The organism is Pseudomonas sp. PsB (assembly GCF_043658375.1).
Classification (GTDB): domain Bacteria; phylum Pseudomonadota; class Gammaproteobacteria; order Pseudomonadales; family Pseudomonadaceae; genus Aquipseudomonas; species Aquipseudomonas putida_Z.
Map to the genome: position 1 here is coordinate 1 of NZ_JBIGLU010000026.1, position 25483 is coordinate 25483.

At 64.9% G+C, this 25483-nt stretch carries 17 protein-coding genes; 4 read left to right on the forward strand and 13 right to left on the reverse strand.

The annotated features are described in order from the left end of the window. Nucleotides 1–107 precede the first annotated feature (107 nt). The 4 genes from ACGLHT_RS23500 to pgm all read right to left on the reverse strand — a co-directional run bounded on the left by ACGLHT_RS23500 (nt 108) and on the right by pgm (nt 5749). Nucleotides 108–2513 carry a TonB-dependent receptor gene (locus ACGLHT_RS23500; protein WP_137163728.1) on the reverse strand — a complete coding sequence of 802 codons (2406 nt, stop codon included), beginning with the start codon at nt 2511–2513 and terminating at the stop codon, nt 108–110. Between the two features lie 66 nt (nt 2514–2579). Further along, on the reverse strand, nt 2580–3524 hold the full coding sequence (locus ACGLHT_RS23505; protein ID WP_274078793.1) for a FecR domain-containing protein: 945 nt from the start codon (nt 3522–3524) through the stop codon (nt 2580–2582). After that, entirely contained in the window at nt 3524–4033 is a 510-nt protein-coding gene (locus ACGLHT_RS23510) for a sigma-70 family RNA polymerase sigma factor (RefSeq protein WP_274078792.1), read from the reverse strand. Before ACGLHT_RS23510 ends, ACGLHT_RS23505 begins: the two co-directional genes overlap by 1 nt. Before the next feature lie 78 nt (nt 4034–4111). Further along, the gene (gene pgm, locus ACGLHT_RS23515; RefSeq protein WP_137163726.1) at nt 4112–5749 is read right to left on the reverse strand and encodes a phosphoglucomutase (alpha-D-glucose-1,6-bisphosphate-dependent); all 1638 of its coding nucleotides are present in this window, start codon (nt 5747–5749) and stop codon (nt 4112–4114) included. Nucleotides 5750–6050: 301 nt separating this feature from the next. Between pgm and ACGLHT_RS23520 the strand changes: the two genes are divergently transcribed. Both ACGLHT_RS23520 and ACGLHT_RS23525 read left to right on the forward strand, forming a co-directional pair. After that, nucleotides 6051–6698 (forward strand): DUF1345 domain-containing protein, encoded by a 648-nt coding sequence (locus ACGLHT_RS23520; protein ID WP_137163725.1) that lies wholly within the window; start codon nt 6051–6053, stop codon nt 6696–6698. Nucleotides 6699–6972: 274 nt separating this feature from the next. Continuing rightward, nucleotides 6973–7233 carry a DUF1652 domain-containing protein gene (locus ACGLHT_RS23525; protein WP_046615421.1) on the forward strand — a complete coding sequence of 87 codons (261 nt, stop codon included), beginning with the start codon at nt 6973–6975 and terminating at the stop codon, nt 7231–7233. On the opposite strand, the gene ACGLHT_RS23530 is transcribed toward ACGLHT_RS23525, so the two are convergent. The 9 genes from ACGLHT_RS23530 to ACGLHT_RS23570 all read right to left on the reverse strand — a co-directional run bounded on the left by ACGLHT_RS23530 (nt 7230) and on the right by ACGLHT_RS23570 (nt 23680). After that, a complete protein-coding gene (locus ACGLHT_RS23530) occupies nt 7230–9320 on the reverse strand; it encodes a bifunctional diguanylate cyclase/phosphodiesterase (protein ID WP_274120703.1) in 2091 nt (696 codons plus the stop codon). The two genes, ACGLHT_RS23525 and ACGLHT_RS23530, sit on opposite strands and share 4 nt — an antisense overlap. Nucleotides 9321–9593: 273 nt before the next feature. Next, nucleotides 9594–11081, reverse strand: a complete 1488-nt coding sequence (locus ACGLHT_RS23535; RefSeq protein ID WP_274120705.1) for an efflux transporter outer membrane subunit — start codon at nt 11079–11081, stop codon at nt 9594–9596. After that, entirely contained in the window at nt 11078–14185 is a 3108-nt protein-coding gene (locus tag ACGLHT_RS23540) for an efflux RND transporter permease subunit (protein ID WP_274120706.1), read from the reverse strand. The genes ACGLHT_RS23535 and ACGLHT_RS23540 overlap by 4 nt, the downstream gene beginning before the upstream one ends. Further along, a complete protein-coding gene (locus tag ACGLHT_RS23545; protein ID WP_025338841.1) occupies nt 14182–17280 on the reverse strand; it encodes an MdtB/MuxB family multidrug efflux RND transporter permease subunit in 3099 nt (1032 codons plus the stop codon). Before ACGLHT_RS23545 ends, ACGLHT_RS23540 begins: the two co-directional genes overlap by 4 nt. Then, complete coding sequence (locus tag ACGLHT_RS23550) at nt 17277–18599, reverse strand: MdtA/MuxA family multidrug efflux RND transporter periplasmic adaptor subunit (protein WP_274120707.1); 1323 nt, start codon at nt 18597–18599, stop codon at nt 17277–17279. The genes ACGLHT_RS23545 and ACGLHT_RS23550 overlap by 4 nt, the downstream gene beginning before the upstream one ends. A gap of 342 nt (nt 18600–18941) precedes the next feature. Then, nucleotides 18942–19442, reverse strand: a complete 501-nt coding sequence (gene tpx / locus ACGLHT_RS23555) for a thiol peroxidase (RefSeq protein WP_025338839.1) — start codon at nt 19440–19442, stop codon at nt 18942–18944. Nucleotides 19443–19608: 166 nt separating this feature from the next. Then, a complete protein-coding gene (locus ACGLHT_RS23560) occupies nt 19609–20889 on the reverse strand; it encodes a serine/threonine transporter (RefSeq protein WP_025338838.1) in 1281 nt (426 codons plus the stop codon). A 346-nt stretch (nt 20890–21235) separates the two neighbouring features. After that, on the reverse strand, nt 21236–22432 hold the full coding sequence (locus ACGLHT_RS23565) for an amino acid aminotransferase (protein WP_063915003.1): 1197 nt from the start codon (nt 22430–22432) through the stop codon (nt 21236–21238). Nucleotides 22433–22657: 225 nt separating this feature from the next. Then, a complete protein-coding gene (locus ACGLHT_RS23570; RefSeq protein ID WP_274120708.1) occupies nt 22658–23680 on the reverse strand; it encodes an Ldh family oxidoreductase in 1023 nt (340 codons plus the stop codon). Between the two features lie 143 nt (nt 23681–23823). Between ACGLHT_RS23570 and ACGLHT_RS23575 the strand changes: the two genes are divergently transcribed. Beyond that, complete coding sequence (locus ACGLHT_RS23575; protein ID WP_025338835.1) at nt 23824–24696, forward strand: MurR/RpiR family transcriptional regulator; 873 nt, start codon at nt 23824–23826, stop codon at nt 24694–24696. A gap of 22 nt (nt 24697–24718) precedes the next feature. Continuing rightward, nucleotides 24719–25471 (forward strand): transporter substrate-binding domain-containing protein, encoded by a 753-nt coding sequence (locus ACGLHT_RS23580; RefSeq protein WP_025338834.1) that lies wholly within the window; start codon nt 24719–24721, stop codon nt 25469–25471. Nucleotides 25472–25483 lie beyond the last annotated feature (12 nt).

Consider the following 25483-nt stretch of genomic DNA (forward strand, 5'->3'; position numbering starts at 1 on the left):
GCGGCCCCAGGATTGATGCGCAACAGTTGAAATTGCTGGGGCTGCTTTGCAGCCCTTTCGCGACACAAGGCCGCTCCTACAGGGAACGCGCCAGTATTTAGAATGGGCTAGAAACCCACTGTCGCCGACAGCAGGTAGGTACGCGGCGTGGAGAGCGTCAGCCCCGGCTCGCTGTCATCCGAGGCCCCGGCCGAACTCCAGTAGCGGTCGTCCAGCACGTTCTCGACACTGGCACGCAAGGTCACCTGAGTGGCATCCACCTTGAACGCATAACGCGCGCCCACGTCATAACGCTCCCAACCGTCGATCTGCTTGCTGTTGTTCTGGTCCAGATACTGCGAGCTCGAGTGGATGCCCCGCGCCGTCAGGGTCAGGCCGTTCACCCCAGGCACGTCCCATTCGGCGCCAAGGTTGACGTTGTACTCGGGCGTGGCCGGCGCGCGGTTGCCATCGTAGGCGCCACCGATGGTGTCGGTCAGTTCGCTGTCGATGTACATCACCCCGCCCAGCACGCGCACGCCTTGCACGGGCTCGCCGAACACGCTCAGTTCGATACCGCGGTTGTCGCGCTTGCCATTGGGGCCGAACACCCGCGACGTGGGGTTGGTTTCGTAGGCGGGCTGGCGGATGCGGAAGGCACTGGCGGTAAAGGCGACCTGGCCCAGGTCGTACTTGGCCCCCACCTCGACCTGGCGGCTGGTGAACGGCGGAAAGATCTGGTCTTCGTTGACCGATGTCGACGGCGCGATCTTGCCCTGGCTCAGGCCCTCCATGTAGTTGGCATACAACGACAGCTGGTCGGTAACCTTGAGCAGCACACCGCCCGAGGGCGATACCTTCTCTTCATCGTAGGCGGTATCCCCCTTGATACCGTCGCTCCAGTCATCCACCTGCACCCGCTGCCAGCGCGCGCCCAGGGTCAGCAGCAGGCGGTCGTCGAAAAAGCCCAGGGTGTCGGCCAGGGCCACGCCGGAAAAGCGGTTTTCCGTGTACACCTCAGGGTCGATGCGGGTTGGCGTGCCCGGTGTCGGCGTGGCCACCGGGTGGTAGAGGTTACTGGGCGCCGAGGCGTAGCGGGCGCCACCGTTGGTGAAGTCCATGTAAAAGTAGGTGGCGGCCAGGTTCAGTTCGTGGCTGACCGGCCCGGTATGGAACCAGTTGCGCACGCCGGCCATGGCGGTACGCACGGTTTCATCCCGGGTGAAGTCGCGCGGCTGCACGGTGAAGTCGCCGGCATCGTTGCTGATGGACACGTTGTGGCGCAGGAAGTCATGGTTGCTCTTGCGCGCACCGACCGCGCCATAGGCCAGCAGCGACTCGCTGATATCGTACTCGGCATGCAGCGCACCGAAGGTGTCGTTGGTGCGCGCCTTGCTCCAGGCCTGGGCGTAATTGTGGCGTACGTCGTTGGCATCCGGCACCTTGGCGTTGGCACCGATCAGCACCCGCTCCTGCGGTGCATCGGTGTCGCGCTCGGTATGGCCGAGGTCTGCCGAAAGCCGCAGGCGCTCGCCACGAAAGTCCAGGCCCAGCACCGCCATTTCGCGCTCGACACGCTGGTGGTCCCATTCGGTATCGCCTGCCTGTTTCACGCCATTGAAACGCACGCCGAACTGCTGGCCTTCGCCAAAGCGCCGGCCAATGTCCACCGCACCGCCTGCCTGGCCCGCCGAAGCATAACTGCCGGTAAACTCGGTGAGCGGCTGGTCGCCGGCCCGCTTGGGCTGCACATTGATGCCGCCGCCGACACTGCCTCGCGGCGAAATGCCGTTGATCAGCTGGCTGGGGCCTTTGATGATGTCGACCCGGTCGGCCATTTCCATGTCGATCGAGTAGGTCGGCAGGATGCCGTACAGGCCGTTGTAGGCCACATCGCTGTTGAACAGGCTGAAGCCGCGAATGGTGAACTGCTCGAAGCGCCCACCCGCCGGGTTGGTGGCGCGCACCGATGGGTCGCTGGCGATCAGTTCGCCCAAGGTCCGCGCCTGCTGATTCTTCACCAGTTCGCTGGTGTAACTGGTGATGCTGAACGGGGTTTCCATGAAATCGCGCGTGCCGAGCAAGCCCTGTGAACCCTGACGGGCCACCTGGCCACCGGCATAGGGCTGCGTTTCGTTGCCTGCGGCCAGGCCACCGACGATGCTGGTCGGGGCGATTTCCAGCGCACCACTCGCCTGGGGGGCCGGCATCAACGTGAAAGCACCCTCGCCCACCGGCAGCAACTGCAGGCCACTGCCGCGCAGCAGCTGGGTGAAGCCTTCGTCGACACTGAAGCTGCCGGACAAGCCATTGCTCTGCCGGCCGTTGACCAGCGCCGGGTCCAGCGACAGGCTGACCCCGGCCTGGTCGGCAAACTGGGTAAGTGCCGCACCCAGGCTTGCGGCCGGCACCTGATAGCTGCGCCGGGCAGGTTCATCGGCCCAGGCCGGTGCACACAACAACAGGCTCATGGCGAACAACGGATGTGCCGCACGCGCCAGTGGGCGCAGGCGGCAGGACATGACAACAGGCATTGAACAAGGCTCCCCTTTATTTGCTCCTACCGGTAATGACCGGTGAGTGAAAAAAAGGGGACAGCCTCATGCGCGATTTTCTTGCGCGGCCAGGCTCACCCAGTAACGCGTGCGCGTGTGCACCTGCAACGGCAGGCTGGCGGCGAGCAAGGCCAGCACCCGGTCGGTGTCGTCGAGGCGGAAGGTACCGGTCACGCGCAGGGCCTCCAGTTCGGGCGCCCAGCGCAGCACGCCGGGGCGGTACCTGCGCAGCTCGTGCAGCAGCTCGCCCAAGGGGCGGTCCTCCAGGCGCAGCACGCCTTCGCGCCAGCCCAGCGGCCAGGCGTCCAGGCCGGTGACAGGGCCAACTCCGGCCACTTGCAGGCTGGCTTGCTGCCCGGCCTGCAGCAGCAGTGCCGGGCCTTGCCTCGGCTGCAGGTTGGCCGTGCCCTTGAGCACCGATACCCGGCAAGCCTGATCGACCAGGCGCAGGCACACCTCGCCGGCATCCAGCGCGACCTGGCCATAGGGCACCTGCAACGTCAGGCTCAGGTTGCCGGGCAACCTGACTGCCACTTCGCCACGCAGCAATGTCAGGCGACGCGCGCCCAGGTCGATATCCACCGCACTGTCGGTGTTCAACTGCACGAATGTGCCATCGCTCAGCAGCACCTGCCGGCGCTCCCCGACCGCGGTGTGCATGTCGGCGGTCCAGGCCTCCAGCGGCAGCTCGCGGCTTGCCAGCCAGGCCGCCGGCAACAATGCCGCCACGCCCAGGGCCTGCTTGAGCAGCGCCCGGCGGCCGCTATCCGGGCGGTCCAGGGTGGCCATGGCCAATGCGCCGGGTAGCGCGGAAAAGCGCTGGCGCAACAGCAGTGCCTTTTGCCAGGCGTGTTCGTGCAAGGTGCTGCTGGTGCGCCATTGTTCCAGGCGCTGCAGGTCACCCTCGCTGGCAGTGCCAGAGTCCACCAGCGCCAGCCAGCGCGCGGCGGCCTGCAGTGCCTCGCGGGTTTCGGGGGAATGGCTGGTCATTACAGTTCGGCCAGCAGGCAATGCTCGTAGGCCTGCGCCATGTAGCGTTTGACCGAGCGCTCGCAAACGCCCAGGCGCTTGCCGATCTCGGCATAGCCCAGGCCCTCCAGCTGGCTCCAGAGAAAGGCCTTGCGTACCGGCGCCTTGAGGCCGTCGAGCAACTCGTCGAGGGCTTGCAGGGTTTCCAGCAGCAGCCAACGCTGCTCTGGCGAGGGCACATGCTGCTCGGGCAACTGCGCCAGTGCATCGAGGTAGGCTTGTTCCAGGCTGCGCCGTTGGTGGAAGTTGCTCAGCAGGCGCTTGCCCACGGTCAGCAGGTAGGCACGCGGTTCGCGAATGTCTGCCAGCGGCTGGGCGCTGGTTAGGATACGCAGGAAGGTATCCTGGCTGAGGTCGGCGGCATCCCAGGCATTGCCCATGCGCCGCCGCAGCCAGGTTTCCAGCCAGCCACGATGTTCCCGGTACAGGGCAGGCAGGCTATGCTCCGGTGGCGGCGCGGCGTCGATCATGGGGAAGGCCCTGCGGTGGCGTAAATAAGATTAATTCTAATTTACACCATGCCGCAGAACCAAGCGGTTTGTTACCTGTCAGGCAATCGCCGCATCCACCAGCACCTGCGCTTCCTGCACCAGGCGCTGCAGGTGCGCCTCGTCGATGAAGCTTTCGGCGTAGATCTTGTAGATGTCCTCGGTGCCCGAAGGGCGCGCGGCGAACCAGCCATTGGCAGTCATCACCTTCAGCCCGCCAATCGCCTGGCCGTTGCCCGGTGCATGGCTGAGGATCTGCACGATCGGCTCACCCGCCAATTCGGTCGACTTCACCTGCTCCGGCGCCAGCTTGCTCAACAAAGCCTTTTGCCGGGCATCGGCCTTGGCTTCGACACGGGTGGCGAACGGCTTGCCCAGCGCCTCGGTCAGGTCGGCGTAGGCCTGGCTCGGGTTGCGCCCGGTGCGGGCAGTCATCTCGGCAGCCAGCAAGGCCGGGATCAGCCCGTCCTTGTCGGTGGCCCAGACCGAGCCATCGCGGCGCAGGAACGAAGCCCCCGCGCTTTCCTCGCCACCAAAGCCCAACGTGCCGTCGAACAGGCCCTGGGCGAAGAACTTGAAGCCCACCGGCACTTCGTACAGCTCACGGCCCAGGCGCTGGGTGACGCGGTCGATCAGGCCGCTGGAGACCACGGTCTTGCCGACGGCGGCATCGCTGCGCCATTGCGGGCGGTGGCGGTACAGGTAGTCGATGGCCACGGCCAGGTAGTTGTTCGGCTGCAGCAGGCCATCGGGGGTGACGATGCCATGGCGGTCGTGGTCCGGGTCGCAGGCGAAGGCCACGTCGAAGCGTTCGCGCAGGCCGATCAGGCCCTGCATGGCATAGGGCGAGGACGGGTCCATGCGGATCTGGCCGTCCCAGTCGACGGTCATGAAGCGGAAGGTCGGGTCGACCTCGGTGTTCACCACTTCCAGGTCCAGCTGGTAATGCTCGGCAATCGCCGACCAGTAGCGCACCCCTGCCCCGCCCAGCGGGTCGACGCCCAGGCGCAGCTTGGCGCCGCGGATGACGTCGAAGTCGATGACGTTTTCCAGGTCGGCCACGTAGTTGCTCACGTAGTCGTGGCGCTGGGTGGTGGATGCTTGCAGCGCCCGGGCATGGTCCATGCGCTTGACGCCCGCCAGGTCAGCGGCCAGCAGTTCGTTGGCCTTGGCCTCGATCCACTTGGTCACGTCGCTGTCGGCCGGGCCGCCATTGGGCGGGTTGTACTTGAAGCCACCACTCTGCGGCGGGTTGTGCGATGGGGTGATGACGATGCCGTCGGCCAGGCCCTGCTCGCGGCCACGGTTATGGCAGAGGATGGCATGGGAAACAGCCGGCGTCGGCGTGTATTCGTCGTCCTTGGACAGCATTACCTGCACGCCATTGGCTGCCAGCACTTCCAGGGCGCTGGCAGTAGCCGGTGCCGACAGTGCGTGGGTGTCGGCGCCGATGAACAGTGGGCCATCGATGCCCTTCTCCTGGCGATACAGGCAGATGGCCTGGGTAATGGCCAGGACGTGGTACTCGTTGAAACTCAATTCAAGCGAAGTGCCACGGTGCCCCGAGGTGCCGAAGGCCACCCGCTGGGCCGCCACGGCAGCGTCGGGGCGGCCGGTGTAGTAGGCGGTGAGCAGTCGGGGAATATCGACCAGCACGCTGGCCGGAGCCGGCTTGCCTGCCAAAGGACTGAGCGTCATGCAGAAACCTCGAGTTCAACGGATGTTGGTGTTGGAGCGTGCAGTTTACTGAGAGTTGCTTTGCCGCGCGATGGGCGGCAGCAAAGAAACATCAGGCCACGTAGCCCGCTTTTTGTAGGAGCGGCCTTGTGTCGCGATAGGGGTGCGAAGCGCCCCCAGGATCTTCGCGCCTCCAGGAATTGTCGGGGCCGCTTTGCGGCCCTTTCGCGACACAAGGCCGCTCCTACATGGACCGCGCATGCCGCTCATCTGCCTCATGACGGTCTAGAGTAGAAGCCATGCACCCCGCAAAAGAGGCCCCATGGCTTTCCACCGCCTGACCCACACCCACCCACGCCTGAGCATCGCCACCGTGGTCGGCCTGCTCGGCGCCTGGCTGATCCCTGCCGGCGACAGCGTTCAGCACATCCTCGCCGGCTGGAACCTTGGCGTGTGGCTTTACCTGCTGCTGGTGCTCTACCTGAGCTTGAGCGCCAATGCGGAAAAGGTGCGCAAGATCGCCCGTGTCGAAGACGAAAACGCCGGCCTGGTCCTGCTTACCGTGTGCATCGCCGCCATCGCCAGCCTCGCCGCCGTCACCTTGCAACTGGTGTCCAGCCGTGGCCTGCAAGGCACGGCGCTGGCCCTGCACTACCTCTATACCGGCCTGACCGTGGCTGGCTCCTGGCTGCTGATCGGCTGCATTTTCAGCCTGCACTACGCGCGGCTGTTCTATACCGGACAAAATCACGAACCGCCGCTGCGCTTCACCGATGGCGAACGCAACCCCGATTACTGGGACTTTCACTACTTCTCGTTCACCATCAGCATGGCCGTGCAAACCTCCGATGTGGGCGTCGCTGGGCGGGGCCTACGGCGGGTAGTGCTGGCACATTCACTAGTGGGGTTCGTATTCAACACGGCGATCCTGGGATTCACCATCAACATCGCTGCGGGGTTGCTCGGCTGATTGCACCGCTCGTCCGAAAACATCGTGCGGAGATGTCGATCAAAGTGGCAGAACCTGGCGGGTTATCTGCCCTCAACGTGCCGGGAAAACGTTTGCCTTGCGGGCCTGCGCCAGATGCCCTGCATGACAAGGATGTGACCGCTGTCATGCATTAGCACATTTGTCGTATTTGCAGCCGAGAATACTCCGTAGCAGGTGCTATGGTTACTTTCCCGGCGGCCGCATCGATGTGGCCACCCGCTCACCACGTCCAGGTACGGACAAGGAGGCTGGCATGAACAAGATGACGTTCCCCAACGCCTGCCAGGTGATGCGCTGGCATTTCCACCCGCTGGGCTTCGAAGCCAGCATGGATGCGCCGCGCAGCATGGTCGCGCGGCTGTTCGACCGCGCCACCGGCGAAACCCTGCTGGCGATTGCCGGCATTCCCTGCTCGGCGATCATGGCCGCCGCCGATGTAGAGCGCATCATCGAGGCCGTCGAGGCGGAGATGGATACCTTCATGCCCGCCTTCGCCTTGCGCGACGCGGTCTAACCCACTGCGGTACTTTCCTGGCGCATGGCCTGCAACTTGCCCATGAACTGCTCGGCCGGCACCGGCTGGCCCAGCAGGTAGCCTTGCAGCGAATCGCAGCCCAGGCGGGTCAGGAAGTCCTGCTGCCTGTCAGTCTCCACCCCTTCAGCGACGATGCGCAGGCCCAGCGCCTGGCCCAGCGCCACGATTGCCGAAACGATCGCCGCATCGTCGCTGTCCTGCTCCAGGTCGCGCACGAAACCGCGGTCGATCTTCAGCTCGTTGGCCGGCAGGCGCTTGAGGTACATCAGGCTGGAATAGCCGGTGCCAAAGTCATCGATGGACAGGTCCACACCCATGTCGGACAGCCGCTGCAGCACCGTCAGGCTGGCATCGGCGTCGTGCATGGCGGTGGTTTCGGTAATTTCCAGGGTCAGGCAGTTGGCCGGCAGGCTGTTCTGTTGCAGGGCCCGGGCCACGCTCTCGACCAGCCCGGCATGGCAGAACTGGATGGCAGACAGGTTCACCGCCATGCGCCAGCCGTGGTGCCCCTGGTCCAGCCACTGGCGCATCTGCCGGCAGGCCTCGATGAGCACCCATTCGCCAATGGGAATGATCAGGCCGGTCTTTTCCGCCAGGCCGATGAAACGGTCGGGCAGCAACAGGCCCTGCTGCGGGTGCTCCCAGCGCAGCAAGGCCTCGGCACCGATCGGCTGGCAATTCTGGGCGTCGAACTTGGGCTGGTAGTGCAGGCGGAACTGACGCTGCTCCAGGGCCTGGCGCAGGTCCTGCAGTAGCTGCAATTGCTGGCGGGCGTTGCTGTTCATCGACACGTCGAAGAAGCTATAGCCATTCTTGCCGGCGCTCTTGGCGTGGTACATGGCGGCGTCGGCATTGCGCAACAGCTCGTGCTGGTCCTGGCCATTGCCCGGGTACAGGACGATGCCCAGGCTCGCCGTCAGCTGCAGGTCATGCTCGGCCACGCGGAACGGCCGAGATACCAGGTTGACCTGCTTGACCGCCACATCCATGGCATCGTTCGGCTCGCGCAGCTGCACCAGCAGCACGAATTCGTCACCGCCGATGCGCGCCAGCGTGTCCTGGCTGTGCAGGTGCCCGCGCAGGCGGGTCGCCACCGCCTTGAGCAGCAAGTCGCCGACGTGGTGGCCGAAGGCATCGTTGACGGGCTTGAAGCCGTCCAGGTCGATGAACATCAGGGCAAAGCAGCCGCCCTGCTCCGCTACCTTGGCGATGGCCTGCTCGATGCGGTCGGCCAGCAGAGTACGGTTGGGCAGGTCGGTGAGGGTGTCGTGCAGGGCCAGCTGGGTCAGCTCCTGGTTGGCCAGGGTCAGCGAACGGGCCAGCTCGGCGGTGCGTGCCTCCAGGCGGGCATCCAGCACCGAGGTGAGCAAGGCCACCGCCAGTACCGCCAGGGTGGTGATCAGCACCAGGTAGACCAGGCCGTCGCCTTGCAGGCCTCCCCCGGCCAGCGCACCGCAGAAGCTGCCTTCGGGGAAATTCGCCGCGGCCATGCCGGTGTAGTGCATGCCGACGATGGCAAAGCCCATCACTACTGCCGCCAGGCCGCGAATCTGCCGCACATAAGGGGTGTGCGCGCGCAGACGGAAGGCGATCCACAAGGCCGCTGCCGAGGCGCCCACGGCAATCAGCAGCGAGGCCCCGAACAGCGTCGGGTCATAGTCGATGCCCGGCAACATGCGCAGCGCGGCCATGCCGGTGTAGTGCATGCAGGCGATGCCGGCGCCCATGATCAGCGCACCAAACGCCAGCTGCTGCCACGGCAGGCTCGGCTGGCTGACCAGCCACAAGGCAAAGCCCGAGGACAACACGGCAATCAGCAGGGAGAACGCGGTCAGGGCAAGGTCGTAGCCCAGGTCGATGGGCAGGCTGAAGGCGAGCATGCCGATGAAGTGCATCGACCACACGCCGATGCCCATGGCCAGCGCGCCACCCCCCATCCACAGGCAGGCAGCCCGGCCTTTGGCCGTGGCGATGCGGCCGGTCAGGTCAAGGGCGGTATAGGACGCCAGGATCGCCACGCACAGCGAAATCAACACCAGCGAAGAGGAGTAGCTACCGGTCAGCATTGGGAGTTCCAGCGACGGGACGGGAGGCCCGGAAAAAGCTGACGATTGTACTCAAGCTTAGGCGAAACGCACGGGGTTTTTGCGAATGGGAATGGATCCAAAGACTGCGAGAGCCTGGACGGATGCGCGGTAGCTGTAGGAGCGGCCTTGTGTCGCGATCGGGCTGCGAAGCGGCCCCAGCGATCTGTGCTTGTACACAGAGTTCTGGGGCCGCTCTGCGGCCCGGTCGCGACACAAGGCCGCTCCTACAGGGGGACGCGTCTACGGGTCGGTTCAATCCTGCTCGGCGAAGGCTTGCCCGGCATCCCAGCCACCACCCAGCGCGGCAACCAGCTGCACGCTTGCCACCAGGCGCCCCTGCAGCAGGTTCAACACACTGCGCTCGTTGCTCAGCGCCGTGGTCTGCACGTTGACCACATCCAGGTAGCCGATCAGCCCGGCGCGGTACTGGTTCTCGGTCAGGCGCAGCGACTCGCGAGCGGCATCCAGTGCCTCCTGGCGCACCACCGCCTCATCGCCATACACCTTCAACTGCACCAGCAGGTTTTCCACTTCCTTGAAGCCGTCGAGCACGGTCTGGCGGTACTGCGCCACGGTCTGGTCATATACCGCCACCGTGCGGTCCACCTCGGCACTGCGCTTGCCGGCGTCGAACAAGGTCAGCGCCAGCTGCGGGCCCACCGACCAGTAGCGGTTGGGCAGTTCGATCCAGTTGCTGAAGCTGCTGCTGGAGTAACCGCCACTCATGCTCAGGCTCAGGTCCGGGAAATACGCCGCCCGCGACACGCCGATGTTGGCGTTGGCAGCCATCACGTTGCGCTCGGCCGCAGCGATGTCCGGGCGTCGCTCCAGCAACTGCGAAGGCAAGGCCACCGGAATTTGCGGCAGCGCCGGAATGGCCTTGCTGTCGGCCAGGGCGAAGTCCGCCGGGGCCTTGCCCAGCAACACGGCAATGGCGTTCTCGAACTGCGCGCGCTGCCAGATCAGGTCGATCAGGTCGGCCTGGGTGCTCTTTAGCTGGGTACGCGCCTGGGCCACCGCATCCGGGCCGGCGACGCCGGCGCGGTACTGGTTTTCGTTCATTCGCAGGGAACGCTCATAAGCTGCCACGGTGGCTTCCAACAGGCGCTTCTGCTCGTCGATCACCCGCAACTGCAGGTAGTTCTGCACCAGTTCCGACTGCTGGCTGAGGCGGATCGAGGCCAGGTCGGCCAGGCTGGCTTCGGCACTGGCTTCGTTGGCATTGAGGGTTTCGCGCAGCTTGCCCCACAGGTCGATTTCCCAGCTGACGCCGAGCTGGGCGTTGTAGGTGTTGCGAATGCCGCTGCTGTTGTTGGACAGGCTCGAACTGGAGCTGCCGGTGCCCTGGGCCGAGCGGTTCTTGCTGACGCTCAGGTCCAGGCTGGGGAACAGTGCCGCTCGGCTGCTGCGCACCAGCGCCTGGGCCTGGCGGTACTGGGCCTCCGATTGCGCCACGGTCTGGTTGCTGCGGTTGAGCTCTTCGACCAGCGCATTGAGCCCGGCATCGCCGTAGATTTCCCACCAGGCGCCGCGGGCAATGGCATCGGACGGCGTGGCCTGGGTCCAGCCTTCGGCATGCTTGAACTGCGCCGTGCTGCTCAGCTCCGGGCGGTGGTAGTCCGGGCTCAGGGTGCAGGCGCTGAGCAAGGCGACGCACAACCCGGCGCCGAGCAGGCGCGAGCCACGCCCACGGGTCAGCGTCTGCAGGGCGCGGTGAAGTGGGGTCTGGGCAAAAGTCATAGCGGGGTTTCCAGGGCGGCGTCGGTGCGCACGCCACGCCAACGGTTGAAACGGTGACGCAGGCGGTCCAGGTACAGGTAGACCACCGGTGTCGTGTAAAGGGTGAGGATCTGGCTGAACACCAGGCCGCCAATGATGGTCAGGCCCAGTGGCTGGCGCATTTCCGCGCCTTCGGCGCGGCTCAGCAGCAGCGGCAAGGCACCGAGGATGGCCGCCAGGGTAGTCATCAGGATCGGCCGCAGACGCAGCAGGCAGGCCCGGCGGATCGACTCTTCCGGTGTCAGGCCCTGGTGGCGCTCCAGCTGCAAGGCCAGGTCGATCATCAGGATGGCGTTCTTCTTCACCACGCCGATCAGCAGGAACAGCCCCAGCAGCGAGATCAGGCTGAACTCGCCGCCGGTGACGTACAGCGCCAGCAAGGCACCGACGCCGGCCGAGGGCAGTGTCGAGAGGATGGTCAGCGGGTGAATGTAGCTTTCGTAGAGGATGCCCAGCACCAGGTAGACCAGCACCAGCGCGCCAAGGATCATCAGCGGCTGGCCTTCCTGGGTCTTGGCGAAGGCATCGGCGGTACCACCAAGCTTGGCGATCACTTCCTCGGGCAAGCCCAGCTTGGCCACCGCACGCTCCAGCGCCGCCATGGCCTGGTCGGGGCTGTAGCCTTCGGCGACGTCGAAGGCGATGCTTTCGGCGGCGAACTGGCCTTCGTGGCTGACCCGGTCGTTGGCCAGGCTGTTCTCGTAGTGGGCGATGGTCGACAGCGGTACGCGGGCACCGTCGGCGGTAATCACCTGTACCTGCTCGAGGGTGCTCGGGTCCCAGGCGTACTTCGGGTTGATCTCCAGCACTACCTGGTACTGGTTGAGGCTGTCGTAGATGGTGGAGATCTGGCGCTGGCTGTAGGCGTTGTTCAGCACCGTGGTGACCATGTCCATGTCGATGCCCAGGCGCTTGGCCTGGTCGCGGTCGACCACCAGGGTCACCTGCTGGGTGCCGGCACCGTCGCGGGCGTCGATGGCCGTCAGTTGCGGCAGTGCACGCAGCGCCGCCACCACTTTCGGGAACCATTCGCGCAACGCCGTCAGGTCACCGCTCTGCAGGGAATACAGGTACTGCGAGGAGGTCTGGTCGCGGCCCCCGCCGCCCAGTTGCAGGTCCTGGTCGGCCATCAGGAACAGGCGCCCGCCAGGTACCTTGGGCATTTCCTTGCGCAGGCGCTCGATCACCTTCTGCGCGTCGATCTTGCGCTCGTTGATCGGTTTCAGGCGCACCAGCACCATGGCGTTGTTGGTGCCACTGTTGCCGCCGATGAAGCCGGCAACGCTCTGCACCGCCGGGTCGGCCAGCAAGGCGCGGCGGTAGATTTCCATTTTCGGCTGCATCACGCTGAACGACAGGCCGTCGTCGCCACGGATGAAGCCCATCAGCTGGCCGGTGTCCTGCTGCGGCATCAGCGTCTTGGGCACCACCACGTACAGGGCGATGTTGATGCCGATGGTGGCCAGCAGGCTGATCAGCGTCAGGCGCTTGTGGCGCAAGGCCCAGCCCAGGCTGCGGTCATAGGCATCGACCATGCGCTGGTGCAACTGTTCGCTCCAGCGCTGCAGGCGGTTCGGCTCGGCCTGGTGCGGCTTGAGCCAGCGGGCGCACAGCATCGGCGTCAGGGTCAGCGACACCACCAGCGACACGATGATCGCCGCCGCCAGGGTGATGGAGAACTCCTGGAACAGGTTGCGCACGATGCCGCCCATGAACAGGATGGAGACGAACACCGCCACCAGCGACACGTTCATCGACAGCAAGGTGAAACCCACTTCCTTGGCACCCAGGAAGGCCGCCTTCATCGGCGGCTGGCCGTCCTCGATGTGCCGAGAGATGTTCTCCAGCACCACGATGGCGTCGTCCACCACCAGGCCGGTGGCAAGAATAAGCGCCATCAGCGACAGGTTGTTGAGCGAGAACCCGCACAGGTACATGACCGCGAAGGTGCCCACCAGCGACACCGGCACCGCCAGGCTGGGGATCAGCGAGGCGCGCAGGCTGCCGAGGAACAGGTAGACCACCAGGATCACCAGCACCACGGCGATCAGCAGGGTGTGCTCGGCTTCCTTGAGGGTTGCCTTGATCACTGGCGAGCGGTCCATGGCCACGTTCAGTTGCACGCTGGCCGGCAGCAGCGACTGCAGGGCCGGCAGCTGCGCCTTGATCTGGTCGACCGTTTCGATGATGTTGGCGCCGGTCTGGCGGTTGACCACCAGCAGCACCGCGCTCTGGTCATTGAAGAAGCCGCTGTTGTAGCGGTTCTCGACGCCGTCGGTGATGGTCGCCACGTCGGACAGGCGCAGGATGGTGCCGTTCTGCTGGCGGATCACCACGGGCTCGTAGTCCTTGGCGCTTTCCAGCTGGTCGTTGGCACGCACCTGCCAGTTGCGCTCGGCGTCCTCGACAAAGCCCATCGGCCGGCGCTGGTTGGCGTTGGACACCGCAGTGCGCACTTCATCCAGCGACAGGCCGTACTGGTTGAGCAATTGCGGCTCGACGGCAATGCGCACCGCCGGCAACGAACTGCCGCCGATCTGCACCTCCCCTACCCCGGGCACTTGGGCCAGGCTCTGCGACAGGATGGTGTCGGCCAGGTCGTACAGCTGGCCCTTCTGCAGCACGTCCGAAGTCAGCGACAGCACCATGATCGGTGCCTGCGACGGGTTGATCTTCTTGTAGGTGGGCATGCTGCGCATACCGCTGGGCAGCAGGTTGCGGGTGGCGTTGATCGCCGCCTGCACCTCGCGCGCCGCACCGTCGATGTCGCGGCCCATCTCGAAGCCGATGATCACCCGTGTGGAGCCCTGGTTGGAGCTGCTGGTCAGGGTGGTCACGCCGGCAATGCTGCCCAGCTTGCGCTCCAGCGGCGTGGCCACGGTGGAGGCCATCACCTCCGGGCTGGCGCCGGACAGGTTGGCCGACACCACGATCACCGGGAAGTCCATCTGTGGCAGCGGCGCCACCGGCAGCAGGCCGAAGCTGACCCCGCCCAAAAGCATGATCGCCAGGCTCAACAGCATGGTCGCCACCGGGCGACGGATGAAAGGACCGGACAGGTTCATGCCTCGGCCTGCTTCACGTCAGTGGCCGGGCGCCAGCGGCGGGCCAGGCGGTCGAAGTACAGGTAGATGACCGGGGTGGTGAACAACGTCAGCACCTGACTGACCAGCAACCCGCCGACCATCACCAGGCCCAGCGGCTGGCGCAGCTCGGCGCCGGAACCGGTGGCGAGCATCAGCGGCACGGCGCCGAACAGCGCGGCCAGGGTGGTCATCAGGATCGGCCGGAAGCGCAGCAGCGCCGCCTGGTAGATGGCATCGCGCGGGCTCATGCCCTGCTGGCGCTCGGCCTCGAGGGCGAAGTCGATCATCATGATCGCGTTCTTCTTGACGATGCCGATCAGCAGGATGATGCCGATGATGGCGATCATGCCCAGGTCGTTGCCGCTGATGAGCAAGGCCAGCAAGGCGCCGACCGCTGCCGACGGCAGGGTCGAAAGAATGGTCACTGGGTGGATGTAGCTCTCGTACAGCACGCCCAGCACGATGTACATGGTCACCACCGCCGCCAGGATCAACAGCAAGGTGCTCGACAGCGATGCCTGGAAGGCTTCCGCCGCGCCCTGGAAGCGGGTTTGCACGCCCAGCGGCATGCCGATGTCCTTTTGCACCTGCTCGATCACCTGCACCGCCTCGCCCAGCGAAGCGCCGTGGGCCAGGTTGAACGACAGGGTCACCGCCGGGAACTGGCCGATGTGGGAAATGGCCAGCTGGGCCTGGCGCTGTTCGATGCGCGCCAGCGCCGACAGGCGCACCTGGCCGCCATCGGTGGCCTTGACGTGGATCGACTCCAGCGCCTGCGGGCCGATCACCGCCGCATCCTGCGACTGCAGCACCACGCGGTACTGGCTGGCCTGGGTGTAGATGGTCGAGATCTGGCGCTGGCCGAAGGCGTCGTACAGGGCGTTGGTGATCTGCGACACGCTGATGCCCAGGCGGCTGGCCATGTCGCGGTCGATCACCAGGTACACCTGCAGGCCCTTGTCCTGCAGGTCGCTGGCCACGTCGGCCAGTTCCGGGCGCTGCTGCAGCGCCTGCACCAGCTTGCCGCTCCACTGCGCCAGCAGGTCGGCGTCCGGCGACGACAGGCTGAACTGGTACTGGGTACGACTGACCCGGTCTTCGATGCTCAGGTCCTGCACCGGCTGCATGAACAGGCGGATGCCCACCAGCCGGTCGACTTGCGGCTGCAGGCGGTTGATCACTTCGCTGGCAGTGACATCACGCTCGCCATGGGGCTTGAGGTTGATCAGCAGGCGGCCGCTGTTGAGCGTGGCGTTGTCGCCATCGACACCGATGTAGGACGACAGGCTCTGTACCGCCGGGTCCTGCAGGATCACCTTGCTCAGGGCTTGCTGGCGTTCGCTCATGGCGGCGAACGAGGTGGACTGCGGCGCTTCGGAAATGCCCTGGATCACCCCGGTGTCCTGCACCGGGAAGAAGCCCTTGGGCACCACCATGTACAGGAATACGGTGAGCGCCAGGCTGGCTACGGCCACCAGCAGCGTCAGCGGCTGGCGCTTGAGTACCCACTGCAGGGCGCTGCCGTAGTGCCTGATCAGCCAGTCGATCCAGGCGCCACTGGCGCGGTAGAACCGGCCCTGTTCCTCTTCCTTGGGCTCGCGCTTGAGCAGGCGCGCGCACATCATCGGCGTGAGGGTCAGCGACACCACCAGGGAAATCAGGATGGCCACCGCCAGGGTAATGGCGAACTCGCGGAACAGGCGGCCGACCACATCGGCCATGAACAGCAGCGGGATCAGTACTGCAATCAGCGAGAAGGTCAGCGAGATCAGGGTGAAGCCGATTTGCCGGGCGCCCTTGAGCGCAGCCTGCATGGGCGTCTCGCCCTCCTCGATGTGCCGGGAGATGTTCTCCAGCATGACGATGGCGTCGTCCACCACGAAACCGGTGGCGATGGTCAGGGCCATCAGCGTCAGGTTGTTGACCGAGAAGCCGGCCAGGTACATCACGCCGAAGGTGCCGATCAGCGACAACGGCACGGCGATCGACGGAATGAGGGTGGCACTGAAACGGCGCAGGAAGACGAACGTGACCATTACCACCAGGGCGATGGCGATCAGCAGTTCGTGCTGCACGTCCTTGACCGCGGCGCGGATGGTCTGGGTGCGGTCGGTGAGCACCGAAACATCCAGGCCGGCCGGCAGGTTGTCGGTGATCGAAGGCAGCAGGGCCTTGATGCGGTCGACCACTTCGATGACGTTGGCGCCCGGCTGGCGCTGGATGTTCAGCAGCACCGCATGGTTTTCATTGGCCCAGGCAGCCAGGCGCTCGTTCTCCGCGCCGTCGACGATTTCCGCGACGTCCTTCAGGCGCAGCGGTGCACCGTTGTTGTAGGCCAGGATCAGGTTGGCGTACTCCTCAGGGGAGCGCAGCTGGTCGTTGGCATCGAGCATCGACACCCGGGTCGGGCCGTCGAAGTTGCCCTTGGGCTGGTTGACGTTGGAGGCGCCGATCAGGGTGCGTACGTCCTCCAGGTTCAGGCCGTTGGCGGCCAGGGCATCGACGTTGACCTTGATCCGCACCGCCTGGCGCTGGCCGCCGGCGATGCTGACCATGCCCACACCGCTGATCTGCGCGAGCTTCTGGGCCACGCGGGTATCGACCAGGTCGTTGAGCTTGGGCAGCGGCATGGTCTTGCTGGAGATGGCCAGGGTCAGCACCGGGGTGTCGGCCGGGTTGACCTTGTTGTACACCGGCGGCGCCGGCAGGTCGCTGGGCAGCAGGTTGCTGGCGGCGTTGATCGCGGCCTGCACCTGTTGCTCGGCAACGTCCATGTTCATGTCGAGGTTGAAGCGCAGGGTCAGCACCGAGGCGCCGCCGGAGCTGGTCGAAGCCATCTGCTCCAGGCCCGGCATCTGCCCGAACTGGCGTTCCAGCGGTGCGGTAACGGCGCTGGTCATGACCTGCGGGCTGGCACCGGGGTAAAGGGTCATGACCCGGATGGTCGGGTAATCCACCTGCGGCAAGGCGGAAACCGGCAGCAGCTTGTAGGCGATCAGGCCGGCCAGGACGATGGCCAGCATGCTCAGCGTGGTGGCAACCGGCCGCAGGATGAACAGACGCGAGAGGTTCATGCGCCCGCCTTGCCTGCTGCGCTACCAGGCTGTGCTTTACCGGGCTGCACATCACCAGTGCTTGCCGAACCCTTGGCCTCCTGGCCTTGCAGGTGCTGGCCCGGGGTGGTCGGCACCCGCGAGCTGTCTTCGACCACTTCCACCTTGGTGCCTTCGCGCAGGCGGTCGGTGCCTTCCAGCACCAGGCGGTCGCCGGCCTTCAGGCCTTCGAGGATGACGCTGTTCTCGCCGTCGCTGGCGCCCACCTTGAGCTTGCGCACATTCACCTTGCTCTCGGCGTTGACCACATAGGCGAAGGTGCCGTCGTTGCCGAACTGGATGGCCGCCGCCGGGGCCATGGTCACCTGCTTGAGGGTGTCGGCCAGCAGGCGCACGTTGACGAACTGGTTGGGGAACAGGGCCAGGTCCTTGTTTTCGAAGCGGCCCTTGAACTTGAGGGTGCCGGTGGTGGTGTCGATCTGGTTGTCGATGCTGCCCAGCACGCCGGTGGACTGCAGCTTGCTGTCACTGCGGTCCCAGGCCTCGACCGGCAGGCTGGCGCCGCTGCGGTAGCGTTCCAGCACGGTGCTCAACTCGGTTTCCGGCAGGGTGAAGGCGACGCTGATCGGCTCGGTCTGGGTGATCACCACCAGCGCGGTGGTGTCGTTGGCCGCCACCAGGTTGCCCAGGTCGAGCTGGCGCAGGCCCACGCGGCCGTTGATCGGCGCGCGGATCTGGGTGAAATCGAGGTTCAGGCGGGCGTCGTTGACCTGCGCCTGGTTGGTCTTCACCAGCCCCTGGAACTGCGCCACCTGCGCTTCGGCGGTGTCGAGGGTTTGCTTGGCGATGCTGTCTTCGGCGTACAGGCCTTTATAGCGGGCCAGGTCGACCTGGGCGTTCTTCAGCTGCGCCTGGTTCTGCGCCAGGGTGCCTTCGGCCTGTTGCAGGGCGATGCGGTACGAGCGCGGGTCGATCTCGGCGAGCAGGTCGCCGGCCTTGACCTGCTGGCCTTCTTTGAAGTGGATCTTGACCAGCTCGCCAGCCACGCGGCTGCGCACGTTGACGGTGTTGGTCGCGGTGACTGTGCCCAAGGCCTTGTAGTAAAGCGGGAAGTCACCCACCCGCACCGGCTCGACGCGCACCGGCACCGGGTCGCTGGAGCCGCCGAAGCCCGGGCGACCGCCCATCATGCCCATGCCCTTGCCACCGCGCCCGCCACCGGCTTCTTTAGGCGCAGGCGCCGCTGCGGGCCACAGCCACCAGGCCAGTGAAGCCACCAGCAGCAGGATCAGCAGGCCTACGAGCCAGCGACGAGGGGAACGGGAATTGGACGCTTGCATGGGTTGAACGAACCTTGTTCGGAATGACGACTTGGGGAGGATGAACGATAAGCACTGGCATCGTTTTAGCAAAGCGCCTTTACCAGAGGTTTACCTTTGCCTGACGTTGCCAAGGGGTTGAACTTTAAATGAAAACGGCCCGGAACGCGTTCCGGGCCGTTTACAGGGTGTTGCTTGGAGCGGTGGCGGGCTGAAAGGTTTCGGTTGCCTGTGCCGGCCTCTTCGCGGGTAAACCCGCTCCCACAGGGATATCACAGCTTTTGAAACCTGTGCCGTACCTGTGGGAGCGGGTTTACCCGCGAAGAGGCCGGTACAGGACTCAGCCGACCTACCCCACAACCCTTACTTCAGCACCGCCAGCGCTGCATCGTAGTTCGGCTCATCAGCGATTTCGCCAACCAGCTCGCTGTGCAGCACCTTGTCGTTTTCGTCCAGCACCACCACGGCACGGGCAGCCAGGCCGGCCAGCGGGCCATCGGCGATGGCCACGCCGTAGTTTTCGAGGAACTCGCGGCCACGCAGGGTCGACAGGTTCTTCACGTTGTCCAGGCCTTCGGCGCCGCAGAAGCGTGCCTGGGCGAACGGCAGATCGGCAGAGATGCACAGCACCACGGTGTTGGCCACATCATTGGCCTGGGCGTTGAACTTGCGCACGGAGGTAGCGCAGGTCGGGGTGTCGACGCTCGGGAAGATGTTCAGCACCTTGCGCTTGCCGGCGTAGTCTTTCAGCGACTTGTCAGCCAGGCCTTCACCTACCAGGGAGAAAGCCGGAGCCTGGGCGCCGGTTTTCGGCAGTTCGCCGTTGACCTGAACCGGGTTGCCTTTGAGAGTCACTTGAGCCATGACGAAATCCTTATGCGGGGTTTGAAAAGGACACTGAGTTAAGCATGAAGGCGGCCGGGTGCCTATGGGGGCAGGTGAAATTGTTCTGTTGCCGGACAATTCTTGTGGACAAAAAAATGCCCGGGTGGCAACAAGCGACCCGGGCATTACTGTTGCAGATGGCGTATCAGCCCAGCAGGCCGTATACCACCGAGGTCAGCGCAACCAGGCCGACTACCACCACGAACACGTTGGAGGCAGCACCGCTGTACTTGCGCATGGATGGCACGCGGCGAATGGCGTACATCGGCATCAGGAACAGCAGCACCGCGAGGATCGGGCCACCGAGCGACTCGATCATGCCGAGGATGCTTGGGTTGAGGGTGGCGACGATCCAGCACACCACCAGCATCAGCGCGGCGACCACGCGGTCCAGGGCCTTGGCGCTCGGGCGAGCACCGGCCTTGGTGATGATGCCCTTCAGGCCTTCGCTGGCGCCGATGTAGTGGCCGAGGAACGACTTGGCGATGGCCACGAAGGCGATCAGCGGTGCAGCGAACGCGATGGTCGGGTTGCTGAAGTGGTTGGCCAGGTACGACAGGATCGACAGGTTCTGCGCCTTGGCCTCGGCCAGCTGGGCGCTGCTCAGGGTGAGCACGCAGCTGAACACGAAGAACAGCACCATCACCACCATCAGCAGGTGGGCACGGCGCAGGATCTGTCCGCTACGCTCATCGGCATGCTCGCCGTAGCGGCGCTTCTGGTCGACGGCAAAGGCGGAGATGATCGGCGAGTGGTTGAACGAGAACACCATCACCGGAATTGCCAGCCACAGGGTGTGCAGGAAGGCCGAGGCCGGTGGCACCTGGGTGGCGCTGTCGAGAATGCCACCGGTCCAGTGCGGCACCAGGTACAGGCCCAGCAATGCCAGGGCGACGATGAACGGGTAGACCAGCAGGCTCATGACCTTGACCGTGGCCTGCTCCCCGCAGCGCACGATGGCCAGCAGGCCGAGGATCAGCACGAACGACAGGATGGCCCGTGGCGGCGGCTGCATGTGCAGCTGGTGCTCCATGAAGCTGGACACGGTGTTGGTCAGCGCCACGCTATAGATAAGCAGGATCGGGAAGATCGCGAAGAAGTACAGCACGGTGATCGAGGCGCCGGCGGTAATGCCGAAGTGCTCCTTGACCACTTCGGTGATATCGCCGTCATTGCGCCCGGAAAGGACGAAACGGGTCAGCCCGCGGTGAGCGAAATAGGTCATCGGGAAGGCCAGTATGGCCAGGATCAGCAACGGCCAGAAGCCGCCAAGGCCGGCGTTGATCGGCAGGAACAGGGTTCCGGCGCCGATCGCTGTGCCGAACAGGCCCAGCATCCAGGTGGTGTCGTGACGCGACCAGCTGCCGAGGGTGGCGGGGGTCGATTCTGCAAAGCGTTGTTCAACGCTTGGGGCCTGCTCATTCATTCCGGGTGAAGCTCCACTCGCAAGACTGCAACAGGCTGAGAATGGCGAAATAGACGTTTCGCCCAACTCAACCGAAAAAGGGAGCGCGATTGTGCACGGAAAGGTTGCACTTGCGAAGCCCTTTTCCGAGGAGCGGTTGCACTTGTCTTTACAAGCGGGTTGTGCCGGTGGACTGCAGGAGGGATTTGGGAGGTGTAGGAGCGGCCTTGTGTCGCGAAAGGGCCGCAAAGCGGCCCCGGCAATATTCGCGGCGAAGCTGCAAACGTTGGGGGCGCTGCGCCCCCCTTTCGCGACACAAGGCCGCTCCTACAAAGGCCGCACCCCACAGAAGCGGCCTTGTGCGGTGTTACTTCTGGACGGCGGCGAAGGCTTCGGCAACCCGTTGCAGGTTGGCCGGGCGCAGGCCGGACATGCATACGCGACCGCTGTCGATCAGGTACACGCCGAACTCGTCACGCAGGCGGCGCACCTGCTCGACGCTGAAGCCGGTGTAGCTGAACATGCCGCGCTGGCGCAGGAAGAACTGGAAGTCCTGGCCTGGCAGCAGCACGGCCAGGGCATCGACCAGCGCCTGGCGCATGTCGAGGATACGTTTGCGCATCACTTCGACTTCCTCGGCCCACTGGGCATTGAGGGCGGCATCGCTGAGCACGCCAGCGACCAGCTGGGCGCCGAAGTTGGGCGGGCTGGAGTAGTTGCGGCGCACGGTAGCCTTGAGCTGGCCGAGCACGCTCTGGGCAGTGGCGTCATCGTCGCAGACCACCGACAGGCCGCCGACACGCTCGCCGTACAGCGAGAAGATCTTCGAGAACGAGTTGCTGACCAGGCACGGCACGCCGGCGCGGGCCATTTCACGGATGGCGTAGGCGTCTTCCACCAGGCCTTCGGCGAAGCCCTGGTAGGCGATGTCGAGGAACGGGATCAGCTGGCGTGCCTTGACCACTTCAACCACCTGTTGCCACTGGTGCTGTTCCAGGTCGGCGCCGGTGGGGTTGTGGCAGCACGGGTGCAGCAGCACCACGCTGTTGGCCGGCAGGGTCTGCAGGGTAGCCAGCATGCCGTCGAAGTCCACGCCACGGGTGGCCTGGTCGAAGTACGGGTAGGTGTGCACCTTGAAGCCGGCGCCTTCGAAGATGGCGCGGTGGTTGTCCCAGGTCGGGTTGCTGACCCAGACTTCGGACTGCGGGAAGTAGCGCTTGAGGAAGTCGGCACCGACCTTGAGGGCGCCGGAACCGCCCACGGTCTGCACGGTGGCCACACGCCCGCCGGTCACGGCTGGGTGATCGGCACCGAACAGCAGTGCCTGGATCGCCTGGCGGTAGCTGGCCAGGCCTTCCATCGGCAGGTACAGCGAGGCTTCGTGGTCCTGGCCGGCGATGCGTTTTTCCACCGCATCCACAGCCGCCAGTTGCGGCACCACGCCGGCCTCATCGTAGTACAGGCCGATACTCAGGTTGACCTTGTCGGCGCGCGGGTCGGCCTTGAAGGTTTCCATCAACGAGAGGATCGGGTCGCCGGCATAGGCATCGACATGTTTGAACACAGCGTGCAGCTCCTTGGATCAGGACAGTTCGAAAAGGCAGCCCTGAGCATACCCGGAGTGCGGGCTCAGGAACATCAACTATTGTGCAAGGTTGTCTATGCAACATTGCATGGCTGAGGATTGGTGCTGGATTCTTCGCGGGCATGCCCGCTCCCACAGGTACTGCACAGGTCTCGAGGGCGGTGATACCACTGTGGGAGCGGGCGCGCCCGCGAAGAGGCCGGGTCAGCCAAGCAGCTCTTTCAGGCCTTGCAACTCCTGCTCGGTCACCGCCACCCCCTCCTCCTCGGCCACCTCGCGCTCGCGGTAACGCCGCTCGCCCGGCATGCGCGTCAGCCCTACCGCCTGCATCTGCTCGACCAGTTCGCGGCTGCGCTGGGCAAACCGCTCGCCCTCGGCCTTGTTCGGGTCGATGACAATGATCAGCTGCCCGGTCCACGGCGTCTTCGCCCCCGGGTGCCCCGACCAGTCGAACTCCCAGGAAAAATGCCCGCCGGTCAGCGCCGCCGCCAGCAACTCGACCATCATCGACAAGGCCGAGCCCTTGTGCCCGCCAAATGGCAGCAAGGCGCCGCCTTCCAGAATCGCCTTGGGGTCGGTGGTCGGCTCACCATTGGCATCCACCCCCATGCCCTGCGGCAATTGCTGGCCAGCGCGCGCGGCAATCTGCACGTCGCCATGGGCCATGGCGCTGGTGGCCATGTCGAAGACGATCGGGTCATGTTCGGCGCAAGGTGCGGCAAAGGCGATGGGGTTGGTGCCGAACAGCGGCTTGCGGGCGCCGTGCGGCACCACGCAGGTCATGCTGTTGACCACGCTCAGGGCTACCAGGCCTTCGTCGGCGAATGGCTCCACATCCGGCCACAGCGCGGCGAAGTGGTGCGAGTTGTGGATCGCCAACACGGCGATACCAGCGTTGCGCGCCTTCGCCACCAGAAGTTCACGGGCCGCCGCCAGCGCCGGCTGGGCGAAGCCGCCTGCGGCATCGACGCGAACATAACCGGGCGCCACGTCGCTGACCTTCGGCTTGGCCTGGCCATCGACCCAGCCGCTGGCCAATGTCGAAACATAGCCGGGCATGCGGAACACCCCGTGGCTATGGGCACCATCGCGCTGGGCGCTGGCGCAGTTGTGGGCCAGCACCCGGGCCACGCTTTCGCTGCAGCCATGGCGCTGGAAAATGCTCTGCAACAGGCCCTGCAGCTCGGTAAAAGGCACACGCACGGTGCTGGTGGAAGGTGCGGACATCTGAAGCTCCTTGTTGGAATTGGAATGGCTACAGCGTTGCAACGACAAAAACTTTCCTGCATGTGACAGCTATCTGTCAAATGTTGACTTGATGACAGAAAACAGCCATTTTCTTTCGCAAGCCTTACCCCTGGAGCCGCAGCATGAGCCAACCGATCAAGCAACGCCTGGAAAACAGCCTCGAAGGGGCCGCTGCTTCGGGCCGCAAGATCGCCAGCTACATGCTCGCCAACCTGCATGAACTGCCGTTCCAGACCTCGGCCAGCATTGCCGTCAAGCTGGGCGTCAGCGAATCCAGCGTCGGCCGTTTCTGCCGCTCATTGGGTTATGCCCATCTCAAGGCGTTGAAGCAAGACCTGCAGAACGACCTGGGCGATGGCCCGTGGCTGGTGGGCGACCGCCTGCAAGATTACCGCCAGAACCAGGACGCCAGCGACAACGCCGGCAGCCTGGAACTGGAAATCGCCGCCCTGGTGCGCGTGCACGAGTATCGCCAGAGCAGCGCCTGGCACAGCGTCGCCCAGCGCCTGGCGAGCAAGCAGCGGGTGTTCATTGCCGGCTTCCAGACCGAGCGCGGCATCGCCATGTGCATGAGCCACCTGCTGCAGTACCTGCGCGATGGCGTGCAGCTGGTGGATATGAGTGCCGGGCACTTTGGCGAAGTATTGCTGGGCCGCGCCGAAGACAGCGCCCTGGTGGTGTTCGAAGCCCGCCGTTATTCCCGCCATGCCCTGCTGTTGTGCCAGAAGGCGCGCGAGGCTGGCATTGCGGTCACCCTGGTGACCGACCCCTTCTGTGACTGGGCCGATGCCAACGCCGACGAGGTGTTCCGCATCCCCACCGAGTTCAACCTGTTCTGGGAGTCCACCTCGACCATGCTGTCGTGGGTGCACCTGATGGTCAACGAGGTCTGCAAGAAGCTCGGACCGGATGTTGAAAAACGCTTGGAAGCAACTGCCGCTCTACATAACGAATTCGTCGGCTACACCTCGTGGTCGACGGGAAAACAACAATAGCAAGAGTGCAATGAGGTGCGAGATGAACAAGACCATGGCCTTGGTGGGTGCGTGCGCCCTGCTGCTGTCGGGTGCCGCCAGTGCCGAAACCCTGCGCTTCGCCACCGAGGGCGCCTACCCGCCCTTCAACTATGTCGACGCCAATAACCAGTTGCACGGCTTCGACGTCGACATCACCCATGCCCTGTGCGAGCAGATGAAAGTCGAGTGCACGCTGGTGGCCCAGGACTGGGAAGGCATCATCCCGGCGCTGATGGCACGCAAGTACGACGCGGTGGTCGCGTCGATGATCAATACCGAAGAACGGCGCAAGAAAATCGCCTTCACCGACCACTACTACCGCACCCCGCTGACCGTCGCCGTGGCCAAGGACAGCAAGATCAGCGACGCCCAGACCAACTTCGACGGCTACACCGTTGGCGCCCAGTCGTCGTCCACCCAGGCCATCTACGCCGAAGACGTCTACGCCAAGGCCGGTGCCGACGTGAAACTGTACCCGACCATGGACGAAGCCAACGCCGACCTGGCCGCGGGCCGCCTGGACGGGGTGATTGCCGACAAATTCCCACTGAACGAGTGGATGACCAAGAACGGCGGGGACTGCTGCAAGATCCTCGGCGACGTGGCCAACACCAAGGCCGATGCCGCCATTGCCGTGCGTAAGGACGACGAAGCCCTGCGCCAGCGCCTGAACACCGCGCTGCAGCAGATCGTCGCCAACGGCACCTACCAGAAGATCGCCAGCAAGTACTTCGCTTTCGATATCTACAACTGATCTTCAGGAAAC